Below are 24,919 nucleotides of genomic sequence, written 5' to 3'. Positions count from 1 at the left end.
CTCCCCGGCGGATACGGCGAAGTCTGGCCCTGTACGAGATCCGTCTATCTCGAGGAGGCCAACGATGCTCTCGCCCCTGGCGTCCGATCTCGGCGTTCAGTACCTTCTGGTGGCGGCTGAGCAGGCCCCGTCCGTGCTCAACACCCAGCCGTGGCGCCTGCGGACCTCCGGGCACGACCTGGCCGAGCTGCTGTGCGACCCGAGCCGCAGGCTGCGGGTGAGCGACCCCAGGGGCCGTTCGATGCATCTGAGCTGCGGCGCCGCACTGTTCAACCTCCGGCTGGCGGTCAGGGTCGGCGGCCACCGCCCGACGGTGTCGCTGCTGCCCGATCCGGACGAGCCCGAGCTGCTCGCCTCGATCCGGATGACCGATTCGACGCCGGCCAACGCGACGGAGCGCGCCCTCTACTCGGCGATCCGGGTGCGCCGGACCAACCGCGAGCCGTTCGAGGACCGGATGATCCCGCCCTCGGTCATGGCCGGCCTGCGCATCGCGGCCACCCGCGAGGGCGCGAACCTGCTCCCCCTGGACGGCGCGGCGGCGAACGAGCTCCTCGAACAGGTCGCGCTGGCCGACGACGAGATCGAGCGGGACAAGAGCTACCTCGCCGAACTGGCGGCGTGGACGGCCGGGCGCGCGCTGTTCGACGGCGTCCCGCGCCACGTGCACGGGCCGCGCGCGGACCGCGACCCGGCGCCGGTGCGCGACTTCGGGCTGGGCCACCGGGGACGGGACCGCCGGGTGGAGCGCTTCGAGTCGCACCCGCAGCTCGCCGTGCTCACCACCCGGGGCGACCGGCCGGTCGACTGGCTGCACGCGGGCCAGGCGCTGCAGCGGGTGCTCCTCATGGCCACCTGCCACGGGATCTCCGCGTCGTTCCTCAACCAGCCGCTCGACCTGCGTGACATGCGCCGCCGTACGGACCCGAGGCACGCGCGCGGGCACGCGCAGATGATCATCAGGCTGGGGTACGGCCCGGTGGTGCCGCGCGCTCCGCGCCGCCCGGCGGGCGAGCTGCTGCTCCAGGAGCGGCGCGGGCGCGACCGCCTGATGCCGCTGCTGCGCCTCTAGCGGGTCTCCAGGGGCTCCGGGCCGTCAGCTCTGGGGAATCACCGCGACGGGGCAGCGCGCGTCGTGCAGCACGGCCTGGGTGACCAGGCCGAGCGTCACCCTCGCCGGCTCGCGGTGCCCGCGGTTGCCGATGACGACCAGCGCGGCCTCCTTGCTCTCGGACACCAGGACCTCGGCCGCCGCCCGCTCCGCGAACGAGGTGGAGACCCGCACCTGCGGATACTTCTCGCACCAGGGCGCCACGATCCGCTGGAACCGGGCGCCCACCTCGCGGGGCGGCCCCTCGTCCTCCGCCCAGGCGTGTACGGCCAGCAGCTCGGCACGGCGCAGCGACGCCTCCTCCATGGCGAAGCCGAGCACCCTGCCGCCCAGCGGCGAGTCGTCCACGCCGACGACGACGGGGCCGGAGGCCGCGCCCGGCTCGCCGATGAGGATCACCGGGCAGGGCGCGTGCCCGGCGACCTGGACGGCGGTGGAGCCGATCTTGAGCCGCTCGAAGCCGCCCGTCCCCCGCGTGCCGAGGAGGATCAGCTCCTCGGCCGCCGCATCGGTGAGCAGGACCGACGCCGGTGACCCCTGCTCCAGCCGGCCCCGGACCTCCAGGCGCGGCGCCATCGTGGTGGCCAGGGTGACGCCCTTGCCGAGGGTGTGCTCGGCCGAGAGCCGTACGGTCTCGACGATCGACGGGTCGCTCGGCTTGACCTGGAACGGCCACTGCCAGGCGTGGGTCACCACCAGGGGCGCGTACCGCAGCAGCGCCTCGCGCACCCCGAGGCGCAGGGCCGTCTCGCTGAGCGCCGATCCGTCGTATCCGACCACCACGGGCCGCTGGTCGGCTCGCATGCCGTCTCCTCTCGTCGCGCGCTCCGCCGGGCCCTGGTTCAGCCGGACCGGCGCAGGAGTGCCAGCCGGATCATCCGGGTCATGTCCTGGGCGGTGACCATGCCGGTGATCTGTCCCCCCTCGGTGACGACGGCGGCCAGCTGGCCGAGGGCCGGGCGTTCGAGCAGCACGATCGCCTCGGCGTCGGGGCCGACCACCCGCTCGGGCGCCAGCGGCCGGGCCAGGTCGCCCAGACGGGTGGAGCCGCGCCGGGCGGGCGGCACGGCGGCCAGTTCCTCCAGCGTGACAGATCCGACGGGCTCACCCCCGAACGCGACCACGGGGAACACCGTCTGGTGCGATCGGGACGCGACGCTGGAGACGAACTCCCCGACGTCGAGCCAGGCCGGGGCGAGGTCGGGCAGCGGGGTCATCACGTCCTTGATCCGGACGCCGGCGAGCCCCTCACGCGCCGAGCGCGCGGTCATCTCGGTGCCCGCCGCGCCGGCCAGGAACCATCCGATGATCATGAGCCAGAGGCCGCCCGCCCACGTGGTGAACAGCACCTCGGCCACGCCCGCGGCGATCAGCAGGAGCCCGAGTCCCTGCCCGGCCCGCGCGGCGGCCCGGTCGGCCCGGAAGCGGTCGCCGGTGCGCCACCACACCACGGCGTGCAGCGCCCGGCCGCCGTCGAGCGGCGCGCCGGGGAGCAGGTTGAAGACCCCGAGCAGCAGGTTCATCAGCGCCAGCCACATGAGGGCGGACATCACCAGGCGCGGCCCGGGCGCGTACACGGCCACGACGAAGGCGATCCCCCCGACGGCCAGGCTGGTCAGCGGGCCGACCAGGGAGATCTCCAGCTCGCCGCGCGGCGTCCGCGCCTCGCCCTCCATCTGCGTGACGCCGCCGAAGAGCCACAGCGTGATCGACCGCACGGGGATGGCCCGCCACCGGGCGACCAGCGCGTGCGCCAGCTCGTGGGCCAGCAGCGAGGCGAAGAACAGCACGGCGGTCACCACGGCGAGCACCCAGTACAACCGGGGAGCCTGGCCGGGCACCGCGCCGGGCAGCACGGCGCCGGCGAGGCTGACCGCGATCAGCGCCGCGATCACCAGCACCGACCAGTGGACGCCCACCGGGATCCCGGCGATCCGCCCGAGCCGCAGACTCTGCTTCATACTTCCACCATCCGCCCGAACGGCCGGTCCCGGCAGGGACGTCTCGTCCCTTTCGCCGAGGACTTTCGACTGCCCGTGGCGGGGCGGATGTAACCGATCAGCCGGCGGTGGCGGCCTCGGTCAGCCGCACGCCGTCCGCGTCGCGTCTCGGTAGCGGCCGGGGGTGATCCCGAAACAGCGGACGAACCAGCGGGTGAGGTGGCTCTGGTCGGCGAACCCCGCCTCGGCCGCCGAGTTGCGGCTGGTGGGTCTGGCGGTCCACGGCGGCAGGAACGACGTGGACAAGGTCCTCAAGGGGCTGCCGCTGCACCCCTGACACCGTTCCGGCGCGGCCGCCCGGCCGCCCGGCTGTCGGGCTGTCGGGCTGTCGGGCTGAGACTCAGCCGATGTCCATCCACATCAGCAGGACCAGGCCGAGGATGTGGCCGAGGATCACGAAGACGACCAGGAAGATGAAGATGAACTTGGCCGGGCCGTGCTCGAAGTACTTGCCCTTCTCGACGAGGGGCGGCCGCTGCGCCTGGCGCTCGGCGATCCGCTCTTCGAGACTCTTCCGCCGCAAAGGGGCCACGACCTTACCTCCGGTCAGGTGAGCCGCTCCGGCCTTCCGGGGTCGGCGGCTCACGGACTCAGCGATTAGTTGGTGCACAAATCATTTGTGTACTAATTTTTATACCACGCCCGTCGTACGGAGGTGCATGTGACCGGCTTCGCCGACATTCAGGACCCGTTGTCCCTGGAACGCCAGGTGTGTTTCGCACTGTCCGTCGCGTCCAGGAACGTCATCGCGGTCTACCGTCCACTGCTGGAGCCGATGGGCCTCACCCATCCGCAGTATCTCGTCATGCTGGCGCTCTGGGAGCACGCGCCCCTGGCCGTGAAGGACCTCAGCCGGATGCTCCAGCTCGACCCGGGCACCCTCTCCCCGCTCCTGAAGCGCCTGGAGGCGGCCGGGCTGGTCCGGCGTGAGCGCGACCCCGAGGACGAGCGCGCCCTCGCCGTCGTCCTCACCGAGGCGGGCCGTGACCTCCGGTCCGACGCGAAGAGGATCCCGCCGGCGATCGTGGCCCGGCTCGGCATGGGACTGGACGAGCTCCAGCACCTGCACGAGTCGCTCATGCGCGTGATCGCCGCCGCCAACGCCGCCAACAACGGCCACGCCCCGCACGATCCGGCGCCGACCGGCGTCAGGACCCGATGAGGACGTCGATCAGCGCGGGGAACGCGACCCCCGCCCCGTAGAGCGCGAACGGGACGGGGAACTGGAGGCAGAAGGCGAGAAGGCACCCTTGACCGCCTCCGAGCGGGGACGGCGGCGGGTCCTGCGGGCCGAGCCCGCGCCACAGCGATCGGGGCTCGGAGAGCAGGTAGGCGACGGCGCCGATCGTTCCGACGGTGAACAGCCAGAACCAGGCCCAGCGGTTGCCGAGCCGGGGCCGGGCGGTGCCCAGCATGATGAGGAGCGTGGCGATCCAGGCGGTCGCGACCGCCCAGCTCCCGTGGGGCAGGGGCACCCGGAACGGCCAGGAGGGGAAGATCCCGCGGCGGGACCCGTCCTCGGCCCGCCGTACCACCGGGCGCGGGTCGGGCACATAGGCGTCGGCGTCGGAGATCTCCGGGGCGACGTCGGCGAGAAGGCCGGCCTGCGTGTAGGGAACGTCGCCCGGCCACGGCGACCGCGCCCGGTACCAGAACAGCGGGGCCGTGGACCAACGCACCTCCCACAGCTCGGCGCGCGCGTCGCCGCCGCCGCCCGTGGAGATCACGTAGGTGACCCGTCCGGCGGCGAGGTCGGCGCGCAGATCGGCGAGGTCGCGTTCGCGGGGCGCGACGCTGAGCAGGGTGACGAAGCCGCCCCACACCAGCACGACGAGCAGGAGCACGCGCACCCACAGCCCCGCGATCCGGTACGGCTCCCGGTACTCCGCCACGCGCTTCCCCCGATCGTCTTGGCACCCCGCACTCTTCTGGATCATCTCGTACCGAACCGGGCCGGATGCCGGGAATTCGTGGCATTCGACCGGAATGCGGGGGCGGGCGGTCCCTCAGTCGTCGAGGGCGTCCGGGTCGAGGGGCGGGTCGTCCACCGCCTCGGCCATGGTCTCGATGAGCCGCAGCACCGCGCGGCAGTCGCCGACCGCGTTGTGGTCGCCGCCGGGCAGCGCGTGCCGGCGCCAGTCTCCGCGCCGCTCGTCCCACTGGCCTCTGAACCAGCCGTACACGGTCATCGCGCACTTCCAGGAGAAGCCGCGCGACCAGGCCATGGCGTAGTCGAGGCTGCGGACGCGGGCGACCTCGGCGCGCAGGAGGCGTCCGTCGTACCGGCTGTTGTAGACGATCACCGGCCGGTCGGGCGCGGTGAGCACCGTGCTCAGCTGAGGCAGGACCTCGCCGAAGGCGGGCTGCCCGGCGACGTCGCGGTCGTGGTAGCCGTGGATCGCGGACGCGTCGGCCGGGATGGGCACACCGGGGTCGACCAGCGTGTCGAGCAGGACGTCGCCGCGCATGTCGACGACGCTGACCTGCACCGCGCGGTCGGTGTTCGGGTCGGTGCCGGTGGTCTCGGTGTCGAGGATGACGGCGTTGGACCGGAGCATCGCGTCGGCCCACCGGATCGCCCTCCAGCGTTCGGCCTCGAGATCAATCGTGTCATGGTCGCGGTAGAGTTCGAACTCGCGGCCGTCGATGACGACGAGCGCGACGGGCGGTCTGACCGGCAGGCGGCGTCGCTTCGCGAGCTGCCCCTTGGTGCGGAGGTCACGGGCGTTGGCCTGCCGCCAGGTGAGCCGGGGCAGTCCCTCGGGCGCGACCGCGGGGGAAGTGGTCATGATCGCGATATAACAGTCGCCACCGACACTTTCGCACCCCCGCCTCGCGCGGCACGTACGGAACGAGCGGCGGAAGGCGGCCGATGGAGCAGGGCGCGGGCGTGGCAGAACGGCCGGAGATGCCGGAGGCGTGGCCGCACACCGTGGCGGACGCGGAGGCGGAGCAGGAGCGGCTGCGCCCCTTCGTGGACCTCGCCGACCCCGGGCCGGAGACCGTCCGGTACGTCGCGGGCCTCGACGTCGCGTATGAGGGCCAGGACGAGGGCGACCGCCTCACCGCGGCCGTGGTGGTCCTGGACGCGCGGACCCTCGACGTGGTGGACCAGGTCGTCGTGCGGGAGCGCGCCCGGTTCCCGTACGTGCCGGGCCTGTTCGCCTTCCGCGAGCTGCCGCCGCTGCTGAGCGCGCTCGACCGGGTGCGGGTCACGCCCGAGCTGCTGGTCTGCGACGGGTACGGCCTGGCCCACCCGCGCCGGTTCGGCCTGGCCTGCCATGTCGGCGTGCTGACCGGGCTGCCCGCGATCGGGGTGGCCAAGACGGCGTTCGTCGGCCGCTACGAGGTCCCCGCCTCGGAGCGCGGCGCGTGGGCGCCGATCGTGGAGCGCGACGAGGTGGTCGGGCGGGCGCTGCGCACGCGTACGGGTGTCAAGCCGGTCTACGTGTCCCAGGGGCACCGGATCGGCCTCGACAACGCCTGCCGGCACGTGCTGCGGCTCACTCCCGAGTACCGTCTGCCCGAGCCGATCCGGCTCGCCGACCGGCTCTCCCGTTCAGGGGTGCCGGCCGCCTGACCCCGCCCGCTCCGCAGCTCTCTGGCGCCTATGGGGCCGTTGCGGCGCAGGAAACATCTCGATAACGGACGTAACGCACATGTTGCCACGAATCACAACAGGTCCGTATCGTCACGGCCATATTCTATAGAATCCAGAATATGGAGGGCCTGGATGAGTGCCACGTCGCGAGCAGCGATCGTCGTCGACGCCGCCGGCGAGGTGCGGATCAGGTCCTATGAGGTGCCGGCCCCCGGGCCGGGCGAGTTCACGCTCAAGGTCGAGCTGTGCGGCGTCTGCGGCACCGACGCGCACGTCTACCAAGGGCGGCTGCCGAGCATCGCCTTCCCCGCACTGCTCGGGCACGAGATCGTCGGCACCGTCGCCGCGCTCGGCGAGGGGGTGACCGCCGACCACCGCGGCCGTCCCGTCGCCGTCGGCGACCGCGTCGGCGTTTTCCCCGCCGTGAGCTGCGGCCACTGCCACCAGTGCCAGGTGCGGCGCCGCCCGGCGAACTGCCCCGGCCGCCGCCCCTCCTACGGCTTCAAGTCCCCGGTGACGACCCCGCCCCATCTGACCGGCGGGTTCGCCGAGTACCTGCACGCGGCCAACGCGGGCACGGTGTTCCACCGTACGGACCTGCCGCCCGAGGTCGCGGTGCTCCAGGAGCCGTTGTCAGTCGCGCTGCACGGCGTCGAGCGCGGCGGGGTCCGCCTCGGCTCGACGGTCGTCGTGCAGGGCGTCGGCGCGATCGGCCTGATGGCCGTGGTCGCCGCGCGCGCCGCCGGGGCATCCCGGGTCGTCGCCGTCGGCGCCCCCACGGCTCGGCTGGAGCTGGCCGAGGCGCTCGGCGCCGACGTCGTCGTGGACATCGCCCAGGTGGCCGACGTCCCCGGGCGGCGGCGGGCGGTCTTCGACGCGCTGGACGCACCCGGCGCCGACTGTGTGATCGGCGCGAGCGGCTCCCCGCACGCCTTCATGGAGGCCATCGGGCTGGTGGCCGACGGAGGCGTCCTGGCCGAGCTGGGCAACTTCACCGACCGGGGCACCGTCCCCTTCAACCCCTTCGGCGACCTGCTGAAGCGGGACATCACCATCGCCGGCGTCTACGGCGCCGGCCCCGACATGCAGCGCAGGTACCACGAAGCGCTGCTCATCCTGGAGCGCGGCGGCCGACCGTACGACCGTGTGGTCAGTCACCGCGTGCCCCTGGAGCGGGTGGGCGAGGCGCTCACCGCGCTCGGCGGCGGCTTCTCCCTCGATGGCCGGGACATCGTCAAACTCGCGATCGATCCCTGGGCCTGATCCCCCTATCCCCCGTAAAACCCTTGAGAGGAGAACCGGCCATGCGCCGATATCTCCGGCTGGCGGCGACCGCCGCCGTCTTCAGCCTCACCGTCACCGCCTGTGGCTCGTCCGGAGGCGATGACGCCCCCGCGGCGGACGGCGGCGGCCTGGGCACCGCGCAGAACCCCGTCGCGATCCGGGTCCTCGCCAACGACGCCTTCGCCAAGCAGTGGCAGGACCAGCTCGTCCCCGAGTTCACCAAGAAGTACCCGAACATCAAGGTCACCGTGGACGGCGTGCCGTACAACGACCAGCTCGCCAAGTCGATGCTGGAGCTGACCGGCCCGACCGCGACGTACGACGTCGTGCTGGGCGACGACCCGTGGATGCCGCAGCTCGCCAAGACCGGCGGCCTGGTCGACCTGAAGACCGACCTCGCGAAGTTCACCGACGCGAGCTACGAGTGGGACGACATCAACTCCGCCGCCCTGGCCGCGGGCGAGTGGGACGGCCACCAGTACGGCGTGCCGGTCCGGTCGAACCTGCTGCTGATGTTCTACAACCGGTCGCTGTACAAGAAGGCCAAGGTCGACGAGCCGACGGCGGAGACGACCTGGGAGCAGTACTTCACGGACGCGGCCAAACTCGTCCAGGACACCACCGGCGACGGCAAGACCGACTCCTGGGCGGTCGGCACCTACTTCACCAAGGACCCGCTGACGCCCACGATCTGGCAGACCGTGCTGAACTCCGACGGCGGGAAGCTGCTCGACGAGAACCTGAAAGTCCAGTTCGACAACGAGACCGGCGTCAAGGCGCTGCAGACGCAGGTCGACATGCTGAAGTACGCCCCTCCCGGCGCGGCCACGTACCAGTTCAACGAGCCCCTCGAGGCGTTCCGCCAGGGCAAGGTCGCGACGATGTTCATGTGGGGCAGCGTCTACAAGGGCACGGCCATCGACACGGCGACGACCACTCTCAAGGAGGACGAGGTCGGGGTCACCACCCTGCCGGCCGGCAGCGCGGGGCCGGGCGCGCACCGCGGCATCTGGACGGCGGGCGTGGCCAAGAAGTCGACGCACCAGGCCGCCGCGTGGACCTTCCTCCAATGGATGACCTCCAAGGAGGGCGAGCAGTGGGTCGGCGCGAATCTGGGAACGTTCCCGGCACGTGACTCCACGCTGAACGGCACGCCGCCCACGCCGTGGCTGAAGCCCGTCTACGACGCCATCTCGGCCGGCTACGACGCCATCGCCAAGGGCCAGATGTGGCGCCCGCGCCTGCCCGAGTCCGACGCCGTGCAGCAGATCCTCGCGCTGCAGACCAGTCGGGCCGTCTCCGGCCAGGCCACGGCCCAGGAGGCGATCCACCAGGCGGCCACCGACATCTCCGCACTGCTGAAGTCCAAGGGCTACCCGCAGTGAGTGCGGTGCGAACCCCGTCGTCCCGGGCGAGGGCCGCCGGCCCCGCCCGGGGTTCCGGGGGTCCGCTCCGGCGGCGCGGGCTCCGCCTCGGCGAGCCGGGGACGGCGTGGGTGTTCCTCACCCCGGCGATCGTCCTACTGGCCGGCATGCTGCTGTACCCGATCATCTACACGGTCTGGGTGAGCCTGTCCGACTTCGACCTGTCCACGTTCCAGCCGGGCGACTGGGTCGGGCTGAAGAACTACGAGACGGTGATCAACGACCCCGGGTTCCTGGAGTCGCTCAAGGTCACCGGGATCTACCTGGTGATCGCCCTGCCGGTGCAGCTCGTGCTCGGCTTCGCCATCGCGTTCCTGCTGAACGTGGAGTGGCGCGGCCGGGGCGTGCTGCGCGCGCTGTTCCTCATCCCGATGGTGGTCGCCCCGGTGGTCGCGGGCGGTGTCTGGCGGATGCTGCTCGACCCGCTGTGGGGCGTGGTCAACTACGCCCTCGGCCTGGTGGGCGTCGGGCCGGTCGAGTGGATCGGCGACCCCACCCTCGCCATGGTCAGCCTCATCGTGATCGACAGCTGGCGGTGGACGCCGTTCGTCGTCCTGGTCGCGTCGGCGGGCATCATGGCCCTGCCGTCCGACGTGTACGAGGCGGCGAAATCGGACGGCGCGTCACGCTGGCAGACGCTGCGGCATGTCACGGTGCCGCTGCTGGTCCCGGTGATCGCGGCGGCCTTCATCGTCCGGTGGTTGGGCGCGGTCAAGATGTTCGACATCGCGCTCGCCGCGACCAAGGGCGGTCCCGGCCAGGCCACCGACGTGGTGAACCTCTACATCTACGAGAAGGGGTTCCGCGGGCTGGAGTTCGGGTCGGCGTCGTCCATGGCCACGATCGTCCTGGTCATCACCATGATCATCACCTACTTCCTGTTCCGCCTGAGCCGTTATCTGGAGAACCGATGGTGAGCAGCGGCCGCCTGGGACGGGCGGCGGCGATCGGCGGGGCGATCCTGGCCACGCTCGTCTTCCTCTTCCCCGTGATCTACATGGTCGGCATCTCGTTCAAGCTGCCGCGCGACATCTTCACGGTGCCGCCGCGCTGGTTCAGCGAGCTGACCTTCGACAACTACACGAGCTACTTCCACCAGGCCCGGATCCTGCCGCGCATGGTGAACACCGTCATCGTGGCGGCCGGGTCGGCGATCGTCTCCATGGTCGCCGGGGCGATGGCCGGGTACGCGCTGACCCGCATGCGGATGCGCGGCGCGGGCGTCATGGCGGGCGTCATCCTCGCCTCGCGCGCGGTGCCGCCGATCGCGTTGGTCGTGCCGATGTTCCTGGTGGCGCGGCGGCTCGGCCTGACCGACCAGTACATCACCGTGATCCTCGCCTACGTGACGTTCCTGGTGCCGTACGTGGTCTGGCTGATGCGGGCGTTCTTCCGGAGCCTGCCCAAGGAGCTGGAGGAGGCGGCGATGCTGGACGGCTGCGGCCGGTTCGGCGCCTTCTTCCGGATCATCGTGCCGTGCAGCCTGCCCGGGCTCATCTCCACGATGATCTACTGCATCATCCTCGCCTGGGAGGAGCTGCTCTTCGCGCTGATCCTCACCAACGACAAGGCGGTCACCATCCCGGTGGCCATCGCCGGCATCGCGGCCGACACCGAGAACGGCGGCCTGTGGGGCCCGCTCGCGGCCGTGGGCGTGCTCACCGTCCTCCCCGTGGTGATCTTCGCGCTGGTGGTGCAGAAGTACCTCGTCAAGGGGCTCGCGGACGGAGCCACGAAGGGATGAGGATCCGCGATGTCCGGGCTCGGCTCATCGAGCTGCCCTATCCGCGCCCCTTCGTCCCCTCCTGGGCTCCGGAGGGCGCGCACCGCAGCATGTCCGCTGTGATCGTCGAGGTCGAGACGGACGAGGGGGTCGTCGGCGTGTCCGGCGGCGACATGGGCCACTCGACCGGGCCGCTGCTCCTGGAGACGATCAGGGGCTGGATCCGGCCGCGGCTGGTCGGGATGGACCTGTTCGCCACCCAGCACATCGCCAACCACCTCCGCTACGTCGCCGAGTACGTCTTCCCACGCCCATGGGTGGTGGGCGTGGCGGTCTGGGACGCCGTCGGCAAGGCGTGCGGACGGCCGCTGCACAAGCTGTGGGGCGGGCACGCCGACCGGGTGCGCGCGTACGCGAGCTTCGGCGAGGTCCGCGACCCGGCGCAGCGGGTCGCGGACGCGCTGCGCGTGGTGTCCGAGGGCTTTACCGGGCTCAAGCTGCGGATCCACGCCGACACGGTGGCCGAGGACGTCGCCCAGGTGGCGGCGGTGCGCGAGGCGGTCGGCTCCGGCGTCGCCATCATGGTGGACGCCAACCAGGCCGCGGCCCGCTGGCGCTACCGGCCGGACGGCAGCCGGATGATGTGGGACTTCGACCGGGCGCTCACCACCGCGCGGGAGCTGGCCGCGCTCGGCGTGACCTGGCTGGAGGAGCCGCTGCCCCGGCACGATTACCGGGCGTTGCGCGAGCTGACCGCGATCTCCCCGGTCCCGATCGCGGGAGGCGAGCACAACAGGGGCATCGGCCAGCTCGTCCGCCTCCTGGAGGACGACTGCTTCACCATCTACCAGCCGGACGCCAACGAGAGCGAGGACATCGCCGCCCTGCGCGACTTCGGCGCCATGGCGGCGGCGCGGCAGCGCCGGGTCGTTCCGCACGCGTGGGCGACCGGGCTCGGCGTGGCGGGCAACCTGCACCTTTCCGCCTCGCTGCCGACCTGCGACTGGCTGGAGTACCCGTACGACCCTCCGGTGATCGTCCCCGAGGTCTTCCACGTGATGCTCACCGAGCCGCTTCTGCCGGATTCCACGGGCTTCGTAGCCGTTCCTGAGGGCCCGGGTCTGGGTGTAGAGCTGGACCACGCGGTGATCGAACCGCTGACTGTCCAACGGGTCTGAGGAGTGTCGCAAACGATGACAGAAACGTTCCTCACGCCGGAACGGCCGTTCCGGACCAAGGCCGAGCTCGCCGCAGAGCACATCAAGCAGATGATCATGTCCGGCCAGACCCCCCCGGGGACCAAGATCATCACAAGGGTGGTGGCGGAGGCCGTGGGCGTCAGCGACACCCCCGTGCGGGAGGCCATCAAGCAGCTCGTGTCGGAGGAATGGCTGGTCGAGCGGCCGCACATCGGCGCGGTGGTCGCCGAGTTCACCGTAGCCAACGTGCGGGAGCTGTACAGCATCCGGGCGGCGCTGACCGCGCTCGCGCTCGAGCTGCACGCGGCGCCGCTGTCCGGCGCGCGGCTGGCCGCCGTGGACGAGGTGCTCGCCGCCTCCGAGCGGGCGATCGCGGACGGCGACGTCGCCGCATTCGCCCGGCTCAACCGGCGCTACCACTCGCTGTTGTGCGACACGGAGGAGTCCCGGATCGTGCACCGGATGCTCCAGGGGCTGTGGGCCAAGACCGAGACCGCGCAGCGCGGCTTCCGGCTGGTGCCCTGGCGGCTGCCGCACTCGCACGCCGAGCACATGGCCATAAGGGACGCGCTCGTCGCCGGGGACATCGCCCGCGCGAGCGAGCTGCAGCACGCCCACGAGATGGCCGCAATGGACGCGCTGATCCACGTCATAGGCGGAAACCGATGAAGGCAGGAATGAAGACAGGAAAGGCCCTCGTCGCAGGGCGCTGGCACACGACGACGGAGACGTTCCCAGTGGTGAACCCGGCCACCGGTGAGACGGTGGCGCAGGCGGCCGAGTGCGGCCCCGAGGTCGTCGCCGAGGCGGTGGACGCGGCGGCGGCCGCGCTGCCGGGCTGGCGGGCGATGCCGGCCCACGAGCGCGCCGCGATCATGCGGCGGGCCGCCGCCCTGCTGGCCGAGCGGGCGCCCGAGATCGGGGCGACGCTGACGGCGGAGCAGGGCAAGCCGCTGGGCGAGGCCGTCGGCGAGGTGGTCGCGGGAGCCGACCACCTCCTGTGGTCCGCCGAGGAGACCCGCCGCGTGTACGGCGAGACGATCCCCTCCACCAGCGCGGACACCAGGATCATGGTGCTGCCCGAGCCGGTGGGTGTCGTCGCGGGCATCACCCCGTGGAACTTCCCCGTGTCGATGGTCACCCGCAAGCTCGGCCCGGCGCTGGCCGCGGGGTGCACGGTCGTGCTCAAGCCGTCCGAGCTGACCCCGATGTCGGCGGTCGCGGTGGCCGAGTGTCTGGCCGACGCGGGCTTCCCCGCGGGCGTGTTCAACCTGGTCACCACGACCCGCCCGCAGGCGTTCGCCGACGTCGTCATGGCCGACCCGCGGGTGCGGAAGATCTCGTTCACCGGATCGACGGCGGTCGGCCGGCGGCTCATCCGGCAGAGTGCCGACGACGTGAAGCGACTCAGCGTCGAGCTGGGCGGCCACGCCCCCGTGCTGATCTTCCCCGACGCGGACGTGGCGGCGGCCGCCGCGGGCGTCGCCCGGGCCAAGTTCATGAACGCGGGCCAGGCCTGCACCTCGCCCAACCGGATCTACGTCCACGAGAGCGTCGCCGAGGAGTTCACCACGGAACTGGCCCGCCTGGCGGACGCGATCGTCGTCGGCGACGGCGCCGCGGACGGGGTCACCATGGGCCCGCTGATCGACGAGCGGGCGGTCGCCAAGGTGCGGCGGCACGTCGAGGACGCGCTGGCGGGCGGCGCCCGCCGGGTGACGGCACGGGAGCCGGGCGAGCCGGACGGGCAGTTCCACCCGCCCGTCGTGCTGGCGGACGTCCGCGACGACATGCTCGTCTGCCGGGAGGAGACGTTCGGCCCGCTCGCGCCGGTGCTCACCTTCTCCGGGGACACGCGGGACACCGAGGACGCCGTCGTCGCGCGGGCGAACGCCACGCCGTACGGGCTGGCTGCGTACGTGTGGACGCGAGACCTGGCCCGTGTGGTGCGGGTCGGCGAGGCACTGCGCTTCGGAATCCTCTCGATCAACGGCGCACCGCTCGCGCCGCCGCAAGGACCGTTCGGCGGGGTCAAGGGCAGCGGGTACGGCCGCGAGGGCGGCCATCACGGAGTGGAGGACTTTGTGGAGCGCAAGTACGTCAGCCTGGGGTTGGGCCGATGACGGGCGCCACGGCCCCGGCGGCCGTGCCGATGAGCGCCTCCGCGCGCAGGGTGGCCGAGCGCGAGATCACCCGCCGGGTGGATCTGTGCCGTCCCGACGGGCGGCTCAATCCCGAGGCGGTGGGCTGGAGCCGCGCCCCGCTGCACCGGGCCAACATCCGCGGCTGGGGCCGCACGATGCGCTGGGACTACTGGTGCGTCGCCACGCCCGAGCACATCTTCGCCTTCAGCGCGTCCAGCCTGGACTACCTGGCGGGCGAGTCCGTGTGGTACCTGGACCGGACGACCCGGCGGGACGTGGCGAGCCGGAGCCTGCTCGTGCCCGGCCACGGCCTGTCGTTCTCGCCGCGCGGCGGCGAGGGCAGCGTGCGGATCGGCCGGGGCGCGGTGCGGATCGCGGTGGACGAGACCGCCGAGGGCACCCGGCTGCGGGTGCGTTCGGCTGAGTTCGACGCCGACCTGCTGGTCCACCGGATCCCGGACCGCGAGAGCCTGAGCGTGGTGGTCCCGTGGTCGTCGCACCGGTTCCAGTACACGGTGAAGGACGTGGGCCGGCCCGCCGAGGGCACCGTGACGGTCAACGGGCGGCGGATCCGGTTCTCGCCGGAGGAGGCGCGGGCCACGCAGGACCTCGGCCGGGGTCGCTGGCCGGGCGACATCGTGTGGAACTGGGGGGCCGGGTACGGCCGGGCCGGCGACCGCGAGATCGCGATCCAGATCGGCGGCAAGTGGACCGACGGCACCGGCAGCGTCGAGAACGGCCTGGTCATCGACGGCCGACTGCACAAGATCAGCGAGGAGCTGGTCTGGCACTACGACACCTCGGACTGGATGGCCCCCTGGCGGATCACCGGCGAGCGGGTGGACCTGGTGTTCACCCCCGAGTACGTCCGCTCGGCCGACGTGCGGCGGCTCTACCTGATGCGCAGCCGAGAGGACCAGGCGTTCGGGCACTACAGCGGCACCGTCGTCGCCGACGACGGTGCCGTGATCGAGGTAGGCGATCTGTTCGGATGGGCCGAAGAGGTCCAGCGGCGCTGGTAGGGGGACGCGCATGACACAGCACACGATGAACGCCGAGGAAACGCCGGAGCCGTTCGCGGCCGACCTGCCCTTTGGGGCGGGGGCCGCGCTCGACCCGCTGCGCAGGGACGCCGACCTGGCCGAGCTGAGCCGCGACCTGCTCGACGTCCTGGTGGTGGGCGGCGGCGCGACCGGCACCGGGGCCGCGCTCGACGCGGCCTCGCGGGGCCTGACCACCGCGCTCGTCGAGGGCGGCGACCTCGCCTCCGGCACGTCGAGCAACTCCAGCCGCCTGCTCCACGGCGGTGTGCGCTACCTGGAGCAGATGGAGTTCGGCCTGGTGCGCGAGGCGCTGCACGAGCGCGGGCTGCTCCAGGACCTGGCACCGCACCTCGTGCGCCGGATGTCCTTCCTCTACCCGCTCACCCGCCGGGTGTGGGAGCGCGGGTACGTCGGGGCCGGGCTCACGCTGTACGACGCGCTGGCGGGCATGGGCGACCGACACGGCTTCCGCCGGCACCGGCACCTGAGCCGGCGCGGCCTGCTCCGGCAGGTGCCGCAGCTCCGGCCGGACGCCGCGGTCGGCGCGCTCCGCTACGAGGACGGCCACGTCGACGACGCCCGCCTCGTCCTGACCCTGGCCCGTACGGCGGCCCGCGAGGGCGCCACCGTGCTCAGCCGGGTGAAGGTCACCGGCCTGGCGAGCCGCTCCGACCACACCGTCGCGACCTGCGTGGACGCGCTGACGGGAGCGGAGTTCCGGGTCCGGGCCCGGCGGGTGGTCCTCGCGACCGGCCCCTGGTCCGGGCTCGCCCAGAAGATGCTCGGCGCGGGCGACGTGCGGGTGCGCGCCTCCAAGGGCGTCCACCTGGTGTTCTCCCGGGAGCGGCTGCCGCTGGACAGCGCCCTCATCGCGCGTACGCCCAGCTCGGTGCTGTTCGTCATCCCGACCGGCGACGTCGTGCTGCTCGGCACCACCGACACGCCGTGGGAGATCGGCCCCGGGCCGGTGCTGCCGACCGGCGCCGACGTCCGCTACCTGCTCGACCAGGCCAACCAGTGGCTGCGCGAGCCGCTGCGGCCGTCGGACGTGGTCGGCGTGTACGCCGGCCTGCGGCCGCTGGTGGACCAGCCCGACCGGCAGGACACCCAGGCGATCAGCCGCGAGCACGTGGTACGGGAGGTCGCGCCCGGCTGCGTGGTCGTCGCCGGCGGCAAGCTCACCACGTACCGGGTGATGGCCCGCGACGCGGTGGACGCGGTCGCGGCCGGGCTGCGCGCCGTGCGCCCCTCCGCCACCGAGCACCTCTCGCTGGTCGGCGCGAACGGTTTCGCCCAGTCCTGGACCCGCCGCGACGCGGCCGCGGCCGCGGCCGGGCTACCGGTCTCCGCGGTGGAACGGCTGGCCCGCCGCTACGGCTCGGACTATCCGGCGCTGCTCGCCATGGGGCGGCGCGATCCCGAACTGCTCGCGCCGGTGCCGGGCGCACCCTCGCTGCTGGCCGCCGAGGTCCTCTACGCGGCCCGGCACGAGGCCGCGATGACTGTGGACGACGTGCTGCTGCGGCGCAGCAGGGCCGGGCTGGAGACCCCAGACGGCGGCGCCGCGGCGGCCCCGCGCGTCGCCGAGCTGCTCGCGGGGGCACTCGGCCGCGGCGCGGAGTGGGCGCGGGAGCAGTCGGAGGAGTACGTGCGGGCGGCCGAGGTGCGCCGATCGGCGCTCGCCGCCTCGGACGACTCCGAGCTGGTGCCGCTGCTCGGCGCGCTGGCCGGCCGCGGGAGCGGTGCCGCGTGACCGTCCTCGCCATCGACGCCGGGACGACCGGCGTCACCTGTCTGCTGGTCGCCGAGGACGGGCGGGTGGTGGCGCGCGGCCAGCGTGAGTTCCCGCAGCACTTCCCCGCCCCCGGCCTGGTGGAGCACGACCCCGACGAGATCTGGGCGGCCACGCTCACCGCCGCCTCCGACGCCCTGGCCGCCGCCGCGGCGGACCGGGGCGAGCCGGCGGCGGTCTCCTGCGTGGGGCTGACGAACCAGCGCGAGACCGTCGTCCTGTGGGAGCGCGACACGCTGCGCCCGGCCACCCGAGCGATCGTGTGGCAGGACCGCCGCTCCGCCGGGGAGTGCGACCGGCTGCGCGAGCACGAGCCGCGGGTCCGCGAGCTCACCGGGCTCCCTCTCGACCCGTACTTCTCGGCGACCAAGCTCGCCTGGCTGAGCGCGAACGTGCCCGACGTGTGGGCCGGGGTGCGCGCGGGCCGGGTCGCGGTCGGGACGGTCGACTCCTACCTGCTGGCCCGGCTGACCGGCGGGCGGCTGCACGCGACCGACCCGTCCAACGCCTCGCGGACGCTGCTGCTCGACCTCGTCTCGGCGTGCTGGTCACCCGAACTGGCCGAGCTCTTCGGGGTGCCGCCGTCAGCGCTGCCGGAGATCGTCCCGTCCAGCGGGAGCATCGGCCGCACCGATCCCGCGCACTTCCTTGGGCTCGACGTGCCCATTTCCGGCGTGGCCGGCGACCAGCAGGCGGCGCTGTTCGGGCAGGCCGGGTTCACGCCCGGCGCGATGAAGTGCACGTACGGCACCGGCAGCTTCCTACTGGTCAACACGGGCGACCGGATCGCCCCGGCCGGCGCCGGGCTGCTGTCCACCGTCGCCTGGCAGCTCGAAGGGCGGCCGGTCCAGTACGCCCTGGAGGGGTCGGTGTTCGTCACCGGGGCGGCGGTGCAGTGGTTGCGCGACGGGTTGCGGCTGATCGAGCGCTCCGCCGACAGCGAGCGGCTGGCCGCGTCCGTGCCGGGCAGCGAGGGGGTGGTCTTCGTCCCCGCGCTCACCGGCATCGGCACACCGCACTGGGACCCGCACGCCAGGGGCGCGATCCTCGGCATCACCCGGGGCACCACCGACGCGCACGTCGCCCGCGCCGTCCTGGACGGCATCGCGTACCAGATCCGCGACGTCGTGGAGGCGGTGACCGGGACGGCGAGCATCCCGGTGGACCGGCTCGCCGTGGACGGCGGGGCCGCGGCCAACGACCTGCTCTGCCAGATCCAGGCCGACCTCCTCGGGCGGCCGGTCGTCCGGCCGAGGACGACCGAAACCACCGCGATGGGCGCGGCCTTCCTGGCCGGGCTCGGCGCCGGGGTCTGGCGCGACCTCGCCGAGGTGGCCGAGGCGGGCGAGGGCCGCCAGGTGTTCACGCCGCGGCCGCTGCCCGGCGACGGGTACCGCCGCTGGCTGGACGCGGTGGACGCCGTGCGGAAGTTCGGGTCGTGAGCGGGTGCTGACCCGTCGGCGTCAGGCGGCCGCGGCGAGCATCCCGTGCGGGTCGAGCACGTACTTGCGGGCCGCGCCCCTGTCGAACTCCGCGTAGCCGCGCGGCGCCTGGTCAAGCGGGATCGGCGTGGCGTTCACCGCGTCGGCGATGCGTACCCGGTCGTGCAGGATCGCCATCATGAGCTGGCGGTTGTAGCGCATGACCGGGCACTGCCCGGTGGCGAACGCCAGCGACTTGGCCCAGCCGAGGCCGATCCTGATCGACAGCGAGCCCTGCCGGGCCGCCTCGTCCTTGGCGCCGGGGTCGCCGGTGACGTAGAGGCCGGGGATGCCCACGGCGCCGCCCGCCCGGGTCACGTCCATAATCGTGTTGAGCACGGTGGCGGGGTGCTCCGTGCCGGCCTCGCGCCCGTGGCCGCGCGCCTCGAAGCCCACCGCGTCCACGGCGCAGTCCACCTCGGGCACTCCGAGGATGCGCTCGATGTGCTCGCGCGGCTCGCCCTGCGACACGTCGGCGGTCTCGCAGCCGAAGCCGTGGGCCTGGGCCAGCCGTTCCTTGTTGAGATCGCCGACGATGACGACCGCCGCCCCGAGCAGGAACGCCGACGCGGCCGCGGCCAGTCCGACCGGCCCCGCGCCCGCGATGTAGACGGTCGAGCCCGGCCCGACCCCGGCCGTGACGCAGCCGTGGAACCCGGTGGGGAAGATGTCGGCCAGCATGGCGAGGTCGAGGATCTTCTCCATCGCCTGGTCCCGGTCCGGGAACTTCAGCAGGTTCCAGTCGGCGTACGGCACCAGCACGTACTCCGCCTGGCCGCCGACCCAGCCGCCCATGTCGACGTACCCGTACGCCGATCCGGGCCGGTCCGGGTTGACGTTCTCGCAGATGCCGGTCTTGCCCTCCTTGCAGTTGCGGCAGCGGCCGCAGGAGATGTTGAAGGGCACCGAGACCATGTCGCCGACTTTGACGAACTCGACGTCCGGGCCGACCTCGGCGACCTCGCCGGTGATCTCGTGCCCGAGGACGAGGCCCTGGGGGGCGGTCGTCCGGCCGCGCACCATGTGCTGGTCGCTGCCGCAGATGTTGGTGGCGATCGCCTTGACGATCGCGCCGTGCGGAACCTTGCGGCCCACGTTGGCCGGGTTCACGCCGGGGCCGTCCTTCAGCTCGAACTCGGGATAATCGATGGCGTGCACTTCGACCGTGCCCGGACCCTCGTATACGACGCCCTTGTTCCCAGGCATGTCTGCCCCTCCCCGTCCCGGGCGTACCCGGTCAGGCCCGGCCCGAGGGAACCGCGGAACCCCCGGATCCGGCCCGAAGATTGCAGCTCACTTCATTGTAAATCGCCCATTGATCGCAAAATCGGGCATGCCTGATCAGGAGGGCGTACGGCACCGCCGGCGCAGGTCGTCGACGCGTTCGGTGAGCCCGCGCCGGTCGAGATGTTCGAGCAGCGGCACCATGACGCGGCGGCTGCTGTCCAGCGCCCGCCGCGCCTCGCTGACGGTGAACGGCTGCGGCAGGCGGGCGAGCAGCTCCGCCGCACGCAGGTCCGCGCCGGCCGGGAGCACCACGCCCTCGGCCACCCGCAGCAGCGCGCCGGTGCGCACCGCCGCCGCCACCTCCTTGGGGCCGAGGCCCAGCTCTGCCAGCCGTCCCGCCTCCGGCGCGAGGAAGGGCCGGGCGGCGAGCTCGGCGCGCAGCCGCTCGACCGCCGCGGCGACGGCCGGGGGCAGCGCCGCGGCCCGGTCACCGGGCCCGGTCACGATCCGCCCGTCGTGGACGGCGAGCGGCGGCGCGACGAGGGACGCGACGAGCCGCCGGTCGGGCAGGCCGAGCGCGCGCCGGGCGACCTCGACCGGCATCCCGGGCTCCAGGGGGTGCTCGGCCGCGTACCGGCCGACCGCGCCGGGCAACCGCTCCCGGAGCCGGGTCCAGTGGGCCGGATCGGCGTGCCAGTCCCCGGACACCGGCTCGCCCTCGGGCGCGCACCCCATGGCGCGCAGGTCCGCCGTACGCAGCAGCCGGTGCGTACGCAGCAGGGATCGGGCGTCCGGCGCGGCCTCCGCGAGCTCGGCGGCGCGCTCCCCGGCCGCGCCTCTACGCCGCAGCGCGGGCGGCCGGGGGTCGAGCACCGTCGCCCCGGCCAGCACCCGGACGGCCGCGCTGTGTCCCGGGTCGCGCAGGAGCAGCACGTCGCCCAGGTGCAGCGGCAGCGGACGGCCCAGGCGGAGCCGGGCGATCGGCCCGCCGAGCGGCCGCACGTCGCACACCGCGGCCGCCGACCCGATGTGCGCGGTCAGCCGCGCCGGCAGGGCCGGCCCGCCCTCCCCCGGGTCGGCGGCCGGGCCGACCCGGCGGATCCGGACGTCCACGACGTCGGTCCACGTCCACGCGCCCGGGGTCACGAGCACCTGGCCGCGTTGCGGCGCGGCGGAGGAGCGCAGGTTGAGCGCCACCCGCGCGACCCCGGCCACGGACGGCACCGCCTCCTTCAGGCATTCGACCGCCCGCACCCGCGCCGCGCCGGAGGGCAGCGCCAGCTCGTCGCCGACCGCGACCGTCCCGGCGGGCAGCGTCCCCGTCACGACGGTGCCGCTCCCCCGCACGGTGAACACGCGGTCGATCCACACGCGCACCGGTGCGCGGGGGTCGGGCGCGGGCAGCCGGGCCACGAGGCGGTCCAGCACCGCCCGCAGGCCGTCCAGCCCTTCGCCGGTGCGCCCGCTCACCGCGACCCGCTCCACGCCGCCCAGTCCGGCGCGGGCCAGCCGCGCCGCCGCCTGCGCCGTCGCGGGCCCCGGATCGGCGAGGTCGGCCCGCGTGACCGCGAGCAGGCCGTGCCGTACCCCGAGGGCCTCCAGGGCGGCCAGGTGCTCCTCCGACTGGGGCATCCAGCCCTCGTCGGCGGCGACGACGAACATCACGGCGGGCGCCGGTCCCACTCCGGCCAGCATCGTGGCCAGGAATCGCTCGTGCCCGGGCACGTCCACGAACGCGAGCCGCTCCCCGGAGGGAAGCGACGTCCACGCGTAGCCGAGCTCGATCGTCAGGCCGCGCCGCCGCTCCTCCTCCAGCCGGTCCGGCTCCATCCCGGTGAGGGCGCGCACGAGCGTGGACTTGCCGTGATCCACGTGACCGGCGGTGGCGACGACGTGCATCACTCCCCCTCCGGAGCCGCGTGCGCGGCCAGCGCGGCCCGCGCCACGTCGCCGTCCCGCGCCGCCGGTACGGCGCGCAGGTCGAGGAGGAGCCGCCCGCCCTCGATCCGGCCGACGACGGGCGGCTCGCCGGTGCGCAGCGGCGCGGCGAGCCGTACGGGCAGGCTCACCGCCGCGCTCGGCAGTGTGATGCCGGGCGCTCCGCCGCCGCCCACGGCCGCCGCGCTGGGCACGGCGCGCGCGTCGAGGCCGGCCCGGGCGAGCGTGCCCGCGAGGGCCGCCGCGCGGGCGGCCAGCTCCTCCGGGTCGGCGCGCAGCGCCTCGGCGACCGGTGTCGCGGGGCCGCGCAGGGTGGCCTCCAGCGCGGCCAGGGTGAGCTTGTCCACGCGCAGGGCGCGGGCGAGCGGGTGCCGCCGGCACCGCTCGACCAGGGCGCGGCGGCCGAGCAGCAGCCCGGCCTGCGGGCCGCCGAGCAGTTTGTCGCCGCTGGCCGTGACCAGGTCGGCGCCGGAGCCGAGCGCGGTCGCGGCGTCCGGCTCGTCCGGCAGCAGCGGCTCGGGGCGGAGCAGGCCGGAGCCGACGTCGGCCACGACGGGCACGCCGAGCCCGGCCAGCTCGGCGACGCCCGCGGCACCGGTGAACCCCTCGATCCGGTAGTTCGACGGGTGCACCTTGAGCACGAACCCGGTGTCCGGGCCGAGCGCCGCGGCGTAGTCCTCGCGCGAGGTCCGGTTCGTGGTGCCGACCTCGCGCAGCCGCGCCCCCGTCGAGACCAGCAGGTCGGGGATCCGGAAGCCGTCCCCGATCTCGACCAGTTCGCCGCGGCTGACCACGATCTCGCGCCCCCGGGCCAGCGCGGTGGCGGCGAGGATGAGCGCGGCGGCGTTGTTGTTGACGACGTGCGCGTCCTCGGCGGCGGGGACCGCCCGCGCCAGCGCGTCGAGCGCGTCCCGTCCCCGCCGGGCCCGCCTGCCGGTGGCGAGGTCGAACTCCACGTCGGCGGCCCCCGCCGCCGCCGTCACCGCCTCGATCGCCGCCGCCGACAGCGGCGCCCGGCCGAGGTTGGTGTGCAACAGCACGCCGGTAGCGTTGATCACCGGGCGCAGGGCGGCGGCGCGCGCGGGCAGCGCCGCGACCGCCGCCCGGACGACGTCGTCCGGGCTCAGCTCGCCGTGCCGTACGCGCCGCTGGGCGGCGGCGACGGCCTCCTTGACGGCCGCTCTCCCGAGGCGTCCCTGCGCCGCGACCAGTTCCGGTGCGGCCAGCACGGTGTCGGTGCGCGGCACCCGTCTGCGTCGATCCACCGTCCGAACATAAGACGCCGCCGGAGCCGAACCGAAGCAGGCGAGCCGCGAACGGCGGGTGTCATCCGCCGCCGGGCGCGCCGTCGTCGCGGGAGCGGGCGGCGCGGCCGCGGTAGGCGCGCGCCGCGAGGACGGCCAGGGCGACCAGGACGAGCGCCAGCGGCAGCGCCGCGTCGGGCACGTGGCCGGCCACGTCCCGGAGCCACACCTGCAGTGAGAACTGCTCGTCCACGCCGGACAGCCCTCCGAGGGAAGCGGTGCCGTCCGTGACGAGGAACAGCACGCCGATGGCGATGAAGAGCAGCCCGGAGACCAGGCTGGTGGTGTGCGTGCGCAGCGGGCCGAGGCGGATCGGCCGGCCCCGCAGCCAGGACCTGCGGCCGAGGTCGAAGCGGTCCCACAGCAGCGCGAGGACGAACAGCGGCACGGCCATGCCGAGCGCGTAGAGCGCCATCAGCGCCGCGCCGTACGCGGGCGCGCCCCCGGCGGCGGAGACGGTCAGCACGCTGCCGAGCAGCGGCCCCGAGCAGAACCCGGCCAGGCCGTAGACCGCGCCGAGCGCGAACACCGAGGCGGTGGAGGAGATCCGGATCCGCGCCGCCGCCCGGCCGGCGGCGGCCACGCCGAAGCCCTTTCCCAGGACGGCGGCGCCACCGAGGACGATCAGCACGACCCCACCGACGGTGGTCGCCACGTCCCGGTAGCGGGTGATCAGCGCCCCGACCGCGCCGACGCCCGCGCCCAGCGGCACGAGCACGACCGCGAGCCCCGCGTAGAACACCGCCGTGCGCCGGGCCAGCGTGCCCACCCGGTCGAAGGCGTACGCGAAGAACGACGGCAGCAGCAGCGCCGAGCACGGGCTGACGAGCGAGAGCAGCCCGCCGAGGAACGCGCCGAGGAACCCGACCTGCGTCATCCGCCCGCCGCCGCCTTGTCGATCATCGCGGTGAACTCCTCGATGGGCTGGGCGCCGAGCAGCGGCTGCCCGTTGATGAGGAAGGCCGGGGTGCTCGGGACGCCGAGGGCATTGCCCTCGAGCATGTCCTTCTCGATCGCCTTGTCGAACGCGCCGCCCGCCATGTCCTTGGCGAACCGGTCGAGGTCGGGCACCCCGGCCTGCTCGGCGAACTTCCGCAGCACGGCGGGGGTGAGGTCCGGGTGGCCGCGGTCCGGCGCGGCGCCGAAGAGCGCGGCGGCGAACTCCTTGTACTTGCCCTGGGCCCCGGCGGCGCGGGCCGCCTTCGCCGCGTTGATCGACTGCTCGCCGAAGATCGGGAAGTCGCGCCACTCGATGCGCAGCGTCCCCTTGCCGACGTAGCGCTCGACCAGTTTGGGCTCGGTGTCCCGGCCGAACTTGGCGCAGAACGGGCACCGGTAGTCCGAGTAGACGACCATCGTGACCGGTGCGTCGGTGCGGCCGATCGCGAGGGGGTCGTCCGGCGCGCGGCGGGCGGCCGAGGTCAGGGGGCCCGACTCGGCGGCGGGCGACCCGGACGGGGATGCCTCACCCGTGGAAGTCGCGCTCGCCGCGGGCGCCGGCCGCTTCGCCTCCTCCTGTGACGGACGGCTGACCAGGGAGACGACCAGGGCCACGGCGACCACCATCAGGACCGTGACCAGCACGGTGGTGCGCCTGGCGGTGGTGCGCCGGTCGTTCGTCTCCATAAGTCCTCCGTGTCGCCGGGCG

24 protein-coding genes are annotated in these 24,919 nt (G+C 73.7%); 14 read left to right on the top strand and 10 right to left on the bottom strand.

Annotated elements, in window-relative coordinates; translation table 11 throughout:
• Positions 1 to 64 precede the first annotated feature (64 nt).
• Positions 65 to 1,072, top strand: coding sequence for an Acg family FMN-binding oxidoreductase (locus tag AWQ71_RS03510; protein ID WP_067126549.1), 1,008 nt, complete (start codon positions 65 to 67; stop codon positions 1,070 to 1,072).
• A gap of 24 nt (positions 1,073 to 1,096) precedes the next feature.
• Here AWQ71_RS03510 and AWQ71_RS03505 read toward each other — a convergent pair whose 3' ends face one another.
• Positions 1,097 to 1,915, bottom strand: a complete 819-nt coding sequence (locus tag AWQ71_RS03505) for a universal stress protein (protein ID WP_067126546.1) — start codon at positions 1,913 to 1,915, stop codon at positions 1,097 to 1,099.
• A 38-nt stretch (positions 1,916 to 1,953) separates the two neighbouring features.
• Positions 1,954 to 3,072, bottom strand: coding sequence for a site-2 protease family protein (locus AWQ71_RS03500; RefSeq protein ID WP_067126543.1), 1,119 nt, complete (start codon positions 3,070 to 3,072; stop codon positions 1,954 to 1,956).
• Positions 3,073 to 3,265: 193 nt separating this feature from the next.
• Here AWQ71_RS03500 and AWQ71_RS41275 point away from each other — a divergent pair, with 193 nt between their 5' ends.
• A complete protein-coding gene (locus AWQ71_RS41275) occupies positions 3,266 to 3,388 on the top strand; it encodes a DUF2000 family protein (RefSeq protein WP_245658091.1) in 123 nt (40 codons plus the stop codon).
• 63 nt (positions 3,389 to 3,451) lie between these two features.
• Here AWQ71_RS41275 and AWQ71_RS03495 read toward each other — a convergent pair whose 3' ends face one another.
• Positions 3,452 to 3,643: a hypothetical protein gene (locus AWQ71_RS03495; RefSeq protein WP_245658090.1), complete on the bottom strand. Its 192-nt coding sequence runs from the start codon at positions 3,641 to 3,643 to the stop codon at positions 3,452 to 3,454.
• 129 nt (positions 3,644 to 3,772) lie between these two features.
• On the opposite strand from AWQ71_RS03495, the gene AWQ71_RS03490 reads away from it, so the two are divergent.
• Entirely contained in the window at positions 3,773 to 4,273 is a 501-nt protein-coding gene (locus AWQ71_RS03490; RefSeq protein ID WP_067126536.1) for a MarR family winged helix-turn-helix transcriptional regulator, read from the top strand.
• Here the strand turns inward: AWQ71_RS03490 and AWQ71_RS03485 are convergent.
• Complete coding sequence (locus AWQ71_RS03485) at positions 4,260 to 5,003, bottom strand: hypothetical protein (protein WP_067126533.1); 744 nt, start codon at positions 5,001 to 5,003, stop codon at positions 4,260 to 4,262. The genes AWQ71_RS03490 and AWQ71_RS03485 overlap by 14 nt on opposite strands.
• Positions 5,004 to 5,117: 114 nt before the next feature.
• Positions 5,118 to 5,900 (bottom strand): 3'-5' exonuclease, encoded by a 783-nt coding sequence (locus AWQ71_RS03480; RefSeq protein ID WP_084258458.1) that lies wholly within the window; start codon positions 5,898 to 5,900, stop codon positions 5,118 to 5,120.
• 83 nt (positions 5,901 to 5,983) lie between these two features.
• Here AWQ71_RS03480 and nfi point away from each other — a divergent pair, with 83 nt between their 5' ends.
• From nfi to glpK, 11 genes are all read left to right on the top strand, one after another.
• The gene (gene nfi, locus AWQ71_RS03475) at positions 5,984 to 6,691 is read left to right on the top strand and encodes a deoxyribonuclease V (protein ID WP_169806508.1); all 708 of its coding nucleotides are present in this window, start codon (positions 5,984 to 5,986) and stop codon (positions 6,689 to 6,691) included.
• A gap of 153 nt (positions 6,692 to 6,844) precedes the next feature.
• A complete protein-coding gene (locus tag AWQ71_RS03470; RefSeq protein ID WP_067126530.1) occupies positions 6,845 to 7,975 on the top strand; it encodes a zinc-dependent alcohol dehydrogenase in 1,131 nt (376 codons plus the stop codon).
• Between the two features lie 41 nt (positions 7,976 to 8,016).
• Positions 8,017 to 9,381 carry an ABC transporter substrate-binding protein gene (locus AWQ71_RS03465; protein ID WP_067126527.1) on the top strand — a complete coding sequence of 455 codons (1,365 nt, stop codon included), beginning with the start codon at positions 8,017 to 8,019 and terminating at the stop codon, positions 9,379 to 9,381.
• On the top strand, positions 9,378 to 10,337 hold the full coding sequence (locus AWQ71_RS03460) for a carbohydrate ABC transporter permease (protein WP_067126523.1): 960 nt from the start codon (positions 9,378 to 9,380) through the stop codon (positions 10,335 to 10,337). Before AWQ71_RS03465 ends, AWQ71_RS03460 begins: the two co-directional genes overlap by 4 nt.
• The gene (locus tag AWQ71_RS03455) at positions 10,331 to 11,164 is read left to right on the top strand and encodes a carbohydrate ABC transporter permease (RefSeq protein ID WP_067126520.1); all 834 of its coding nucleotides are present in this window, start codon (positions 10,331 to 10,333) and stop codon (positions 11,162 to 11,164) included. The genes AWQ71_RS03460 and AWQ71_RS03455 overlap by 7 nt, the downstream gene beginning before the upstream one ends.
• Positions 11,161 to 12,321 (top strand): mandelate racemase/muconate lactonizing enzyme family protein, encoded by a 1,161-nt coding sequence (locus AWQ71_RS03450; protein WP_067126517.1) that lies wholly within the window; start codon positions 11,161 to 11,163, stop codon positions 12,319 to 12,321. Before AWQ71_RS03455 ends, AWQ71_RS03450 begins: the two co-directional genes overlap by 4 nt.
• A gap of 15 nt (positions 12,322 to 12,336) precedes the next feature.
• A complete protein-coding gene (locus tag AWQ71_RS03445) occupies positions 12,337 to 13,011 on the top strand; it encodes a GntR family transcriptional regulator (RefSeq protein ID WP_067126513.1) in 675 nt (224 codons plus the stop codon).
• 8 nt (positions 13,012 to 13,019) lie between these two features.
• Positions 13,020 to 14,465: an NAD-dependent succinate-semialdehyde dehydrogenase gene (locus AWQ71_RS03440; RefSeq protein WP_067126509.1), complete on the top strand. Its 1,446-nt coding sequence runs from the start codon at positions 13,020 to 13,022 to the stop codon at positions 14,463 to 14,465.
• Positions 14,462 to 15,508: a DUF2804 domain-containing protein gene (locus AWQ71_RS03435; protein ID WP_084258454.1), complete on the top strand. Its 1,047-nt coding sequence runs from the start codon at positions 14,462 to 14,464 to the stop codon at positions 15,506 to 15,508. Before AWQ71_RS03440 ends, AWQ71_RS03435 begins: the two co-directional genes overlap by 4 nt.
• 10 nt (positions 15,509 to 15,518) lie before the next feature.
• Complete coding sequence (locus AWQ71_RS03430) at positions 15,519 to 17,282, top strand: glycerol-3-phosphate dehydrogenase/oxidase (protein ID WP_157570162.1); 1,764 nt, start codon at positions 15,519 to 15,521, stop codon at positions 17,280 to 17,282.
• A complete protein-coding gene (gene glpK / locus AWQ71_RS03425) occupies positions 17,279 to 18,763 on the top strand; it encodes a glycerol kinase GlpK (RefSeq protein ID WP_067126503.1) in 1,485 nt (494 codons plus the stop codon). The genes AWQ71_RS03430 and glpK overlap by 4 nt, the downstream gene beginning before the upstream one ends.
• Before the next feature lie 21 nt (positions 18,764 to 18,784).
• Here glpK and fdhA read toward each other — a convergent pair whose 3' ends face one another.
• The 5 genes from fdhA to AWQ71_RS03400 form a co-directional block, all read right to left on the bottom strand.
• Complete coding sequence (gene fdhA / locus AWQ71_RS03420) at positions 18,785 to 20,008, bottom strand: formaldehyde dehydrogenase, glutathione-independent (protein ID WP_067126500.1); 1,224 nt, start codon at positions 20,006 to 20,008, stop codon at positions 18,785 to 18,787.
• A gap of 135 nt (positions 20,009 to 20,143) precedes the next feature.
• On the bottom strand, positions 20,144 to 21,928 hold the full coding sequence (selB, locus tag AWQ71_RS03415) for a selenocysteine-specific translation elongation factor (protein ID WP_067126497.1): 1,785 nt from the start codon (positions 21,926 to 21,928) through the stop codon (positions 20,144 to 20,146).
• Entirely contained in the window at positions 21,928 to 23,232 is a 1,305-nt protein-coding gene (selA, locus tag AWQ71_RS03410) for an L-seryl-tRNA(Sec) selenium transferase (protein ID WP_084258452.1), read from the bottom strand. Before selA ends, selB begins: the two co-directional genes overlap by 1 nt.
• A 61-nt stretch (positions 23,233 to 23,293) precedes the next feature.
• On the bottom strand, positions 23,294 to 24,148 hold the full coding sequence (locus tag AWQ71_RS03405; protein WP_067126492.1) for a cytochrome c biogenesis CcdA family protein: 855 nt from the start codon (positions 24,146 to 24,148) through the stop codon (positions 23,294 to 23,296).
• Positions 24,145 to 24,897 (bottom strand): DsbA family protein, encoded by a 753-nt coding sequence (locus tag AWQ71_RS03400; RefSeq protein ID WP_067126489.1) that lies wholly within the window; start codon positions 24,895 to 24,897, stop codon positions 24,145 to 24,147. Before AWQ71_RS03400 ends, AWQ71_RS03405 begins: the two co-directional genes overlap by 4 nt.
• Positions 24,898 to 24,919: the final 22 nt, after the last annotated feature.

The organism is Microtetraspora malaysiensis (assembly GCF_001528665.1).
Lineage (GTDB): Bacteria > Actinomycetota > Actinomycetes > Streptosporangiales > Streptosporangiaceae > Microtetraspora_A > Microtetraspora_A malaysiensis.
This window is presented reverse-complemented; position numbering and strand designations above follow the sequence as displayed.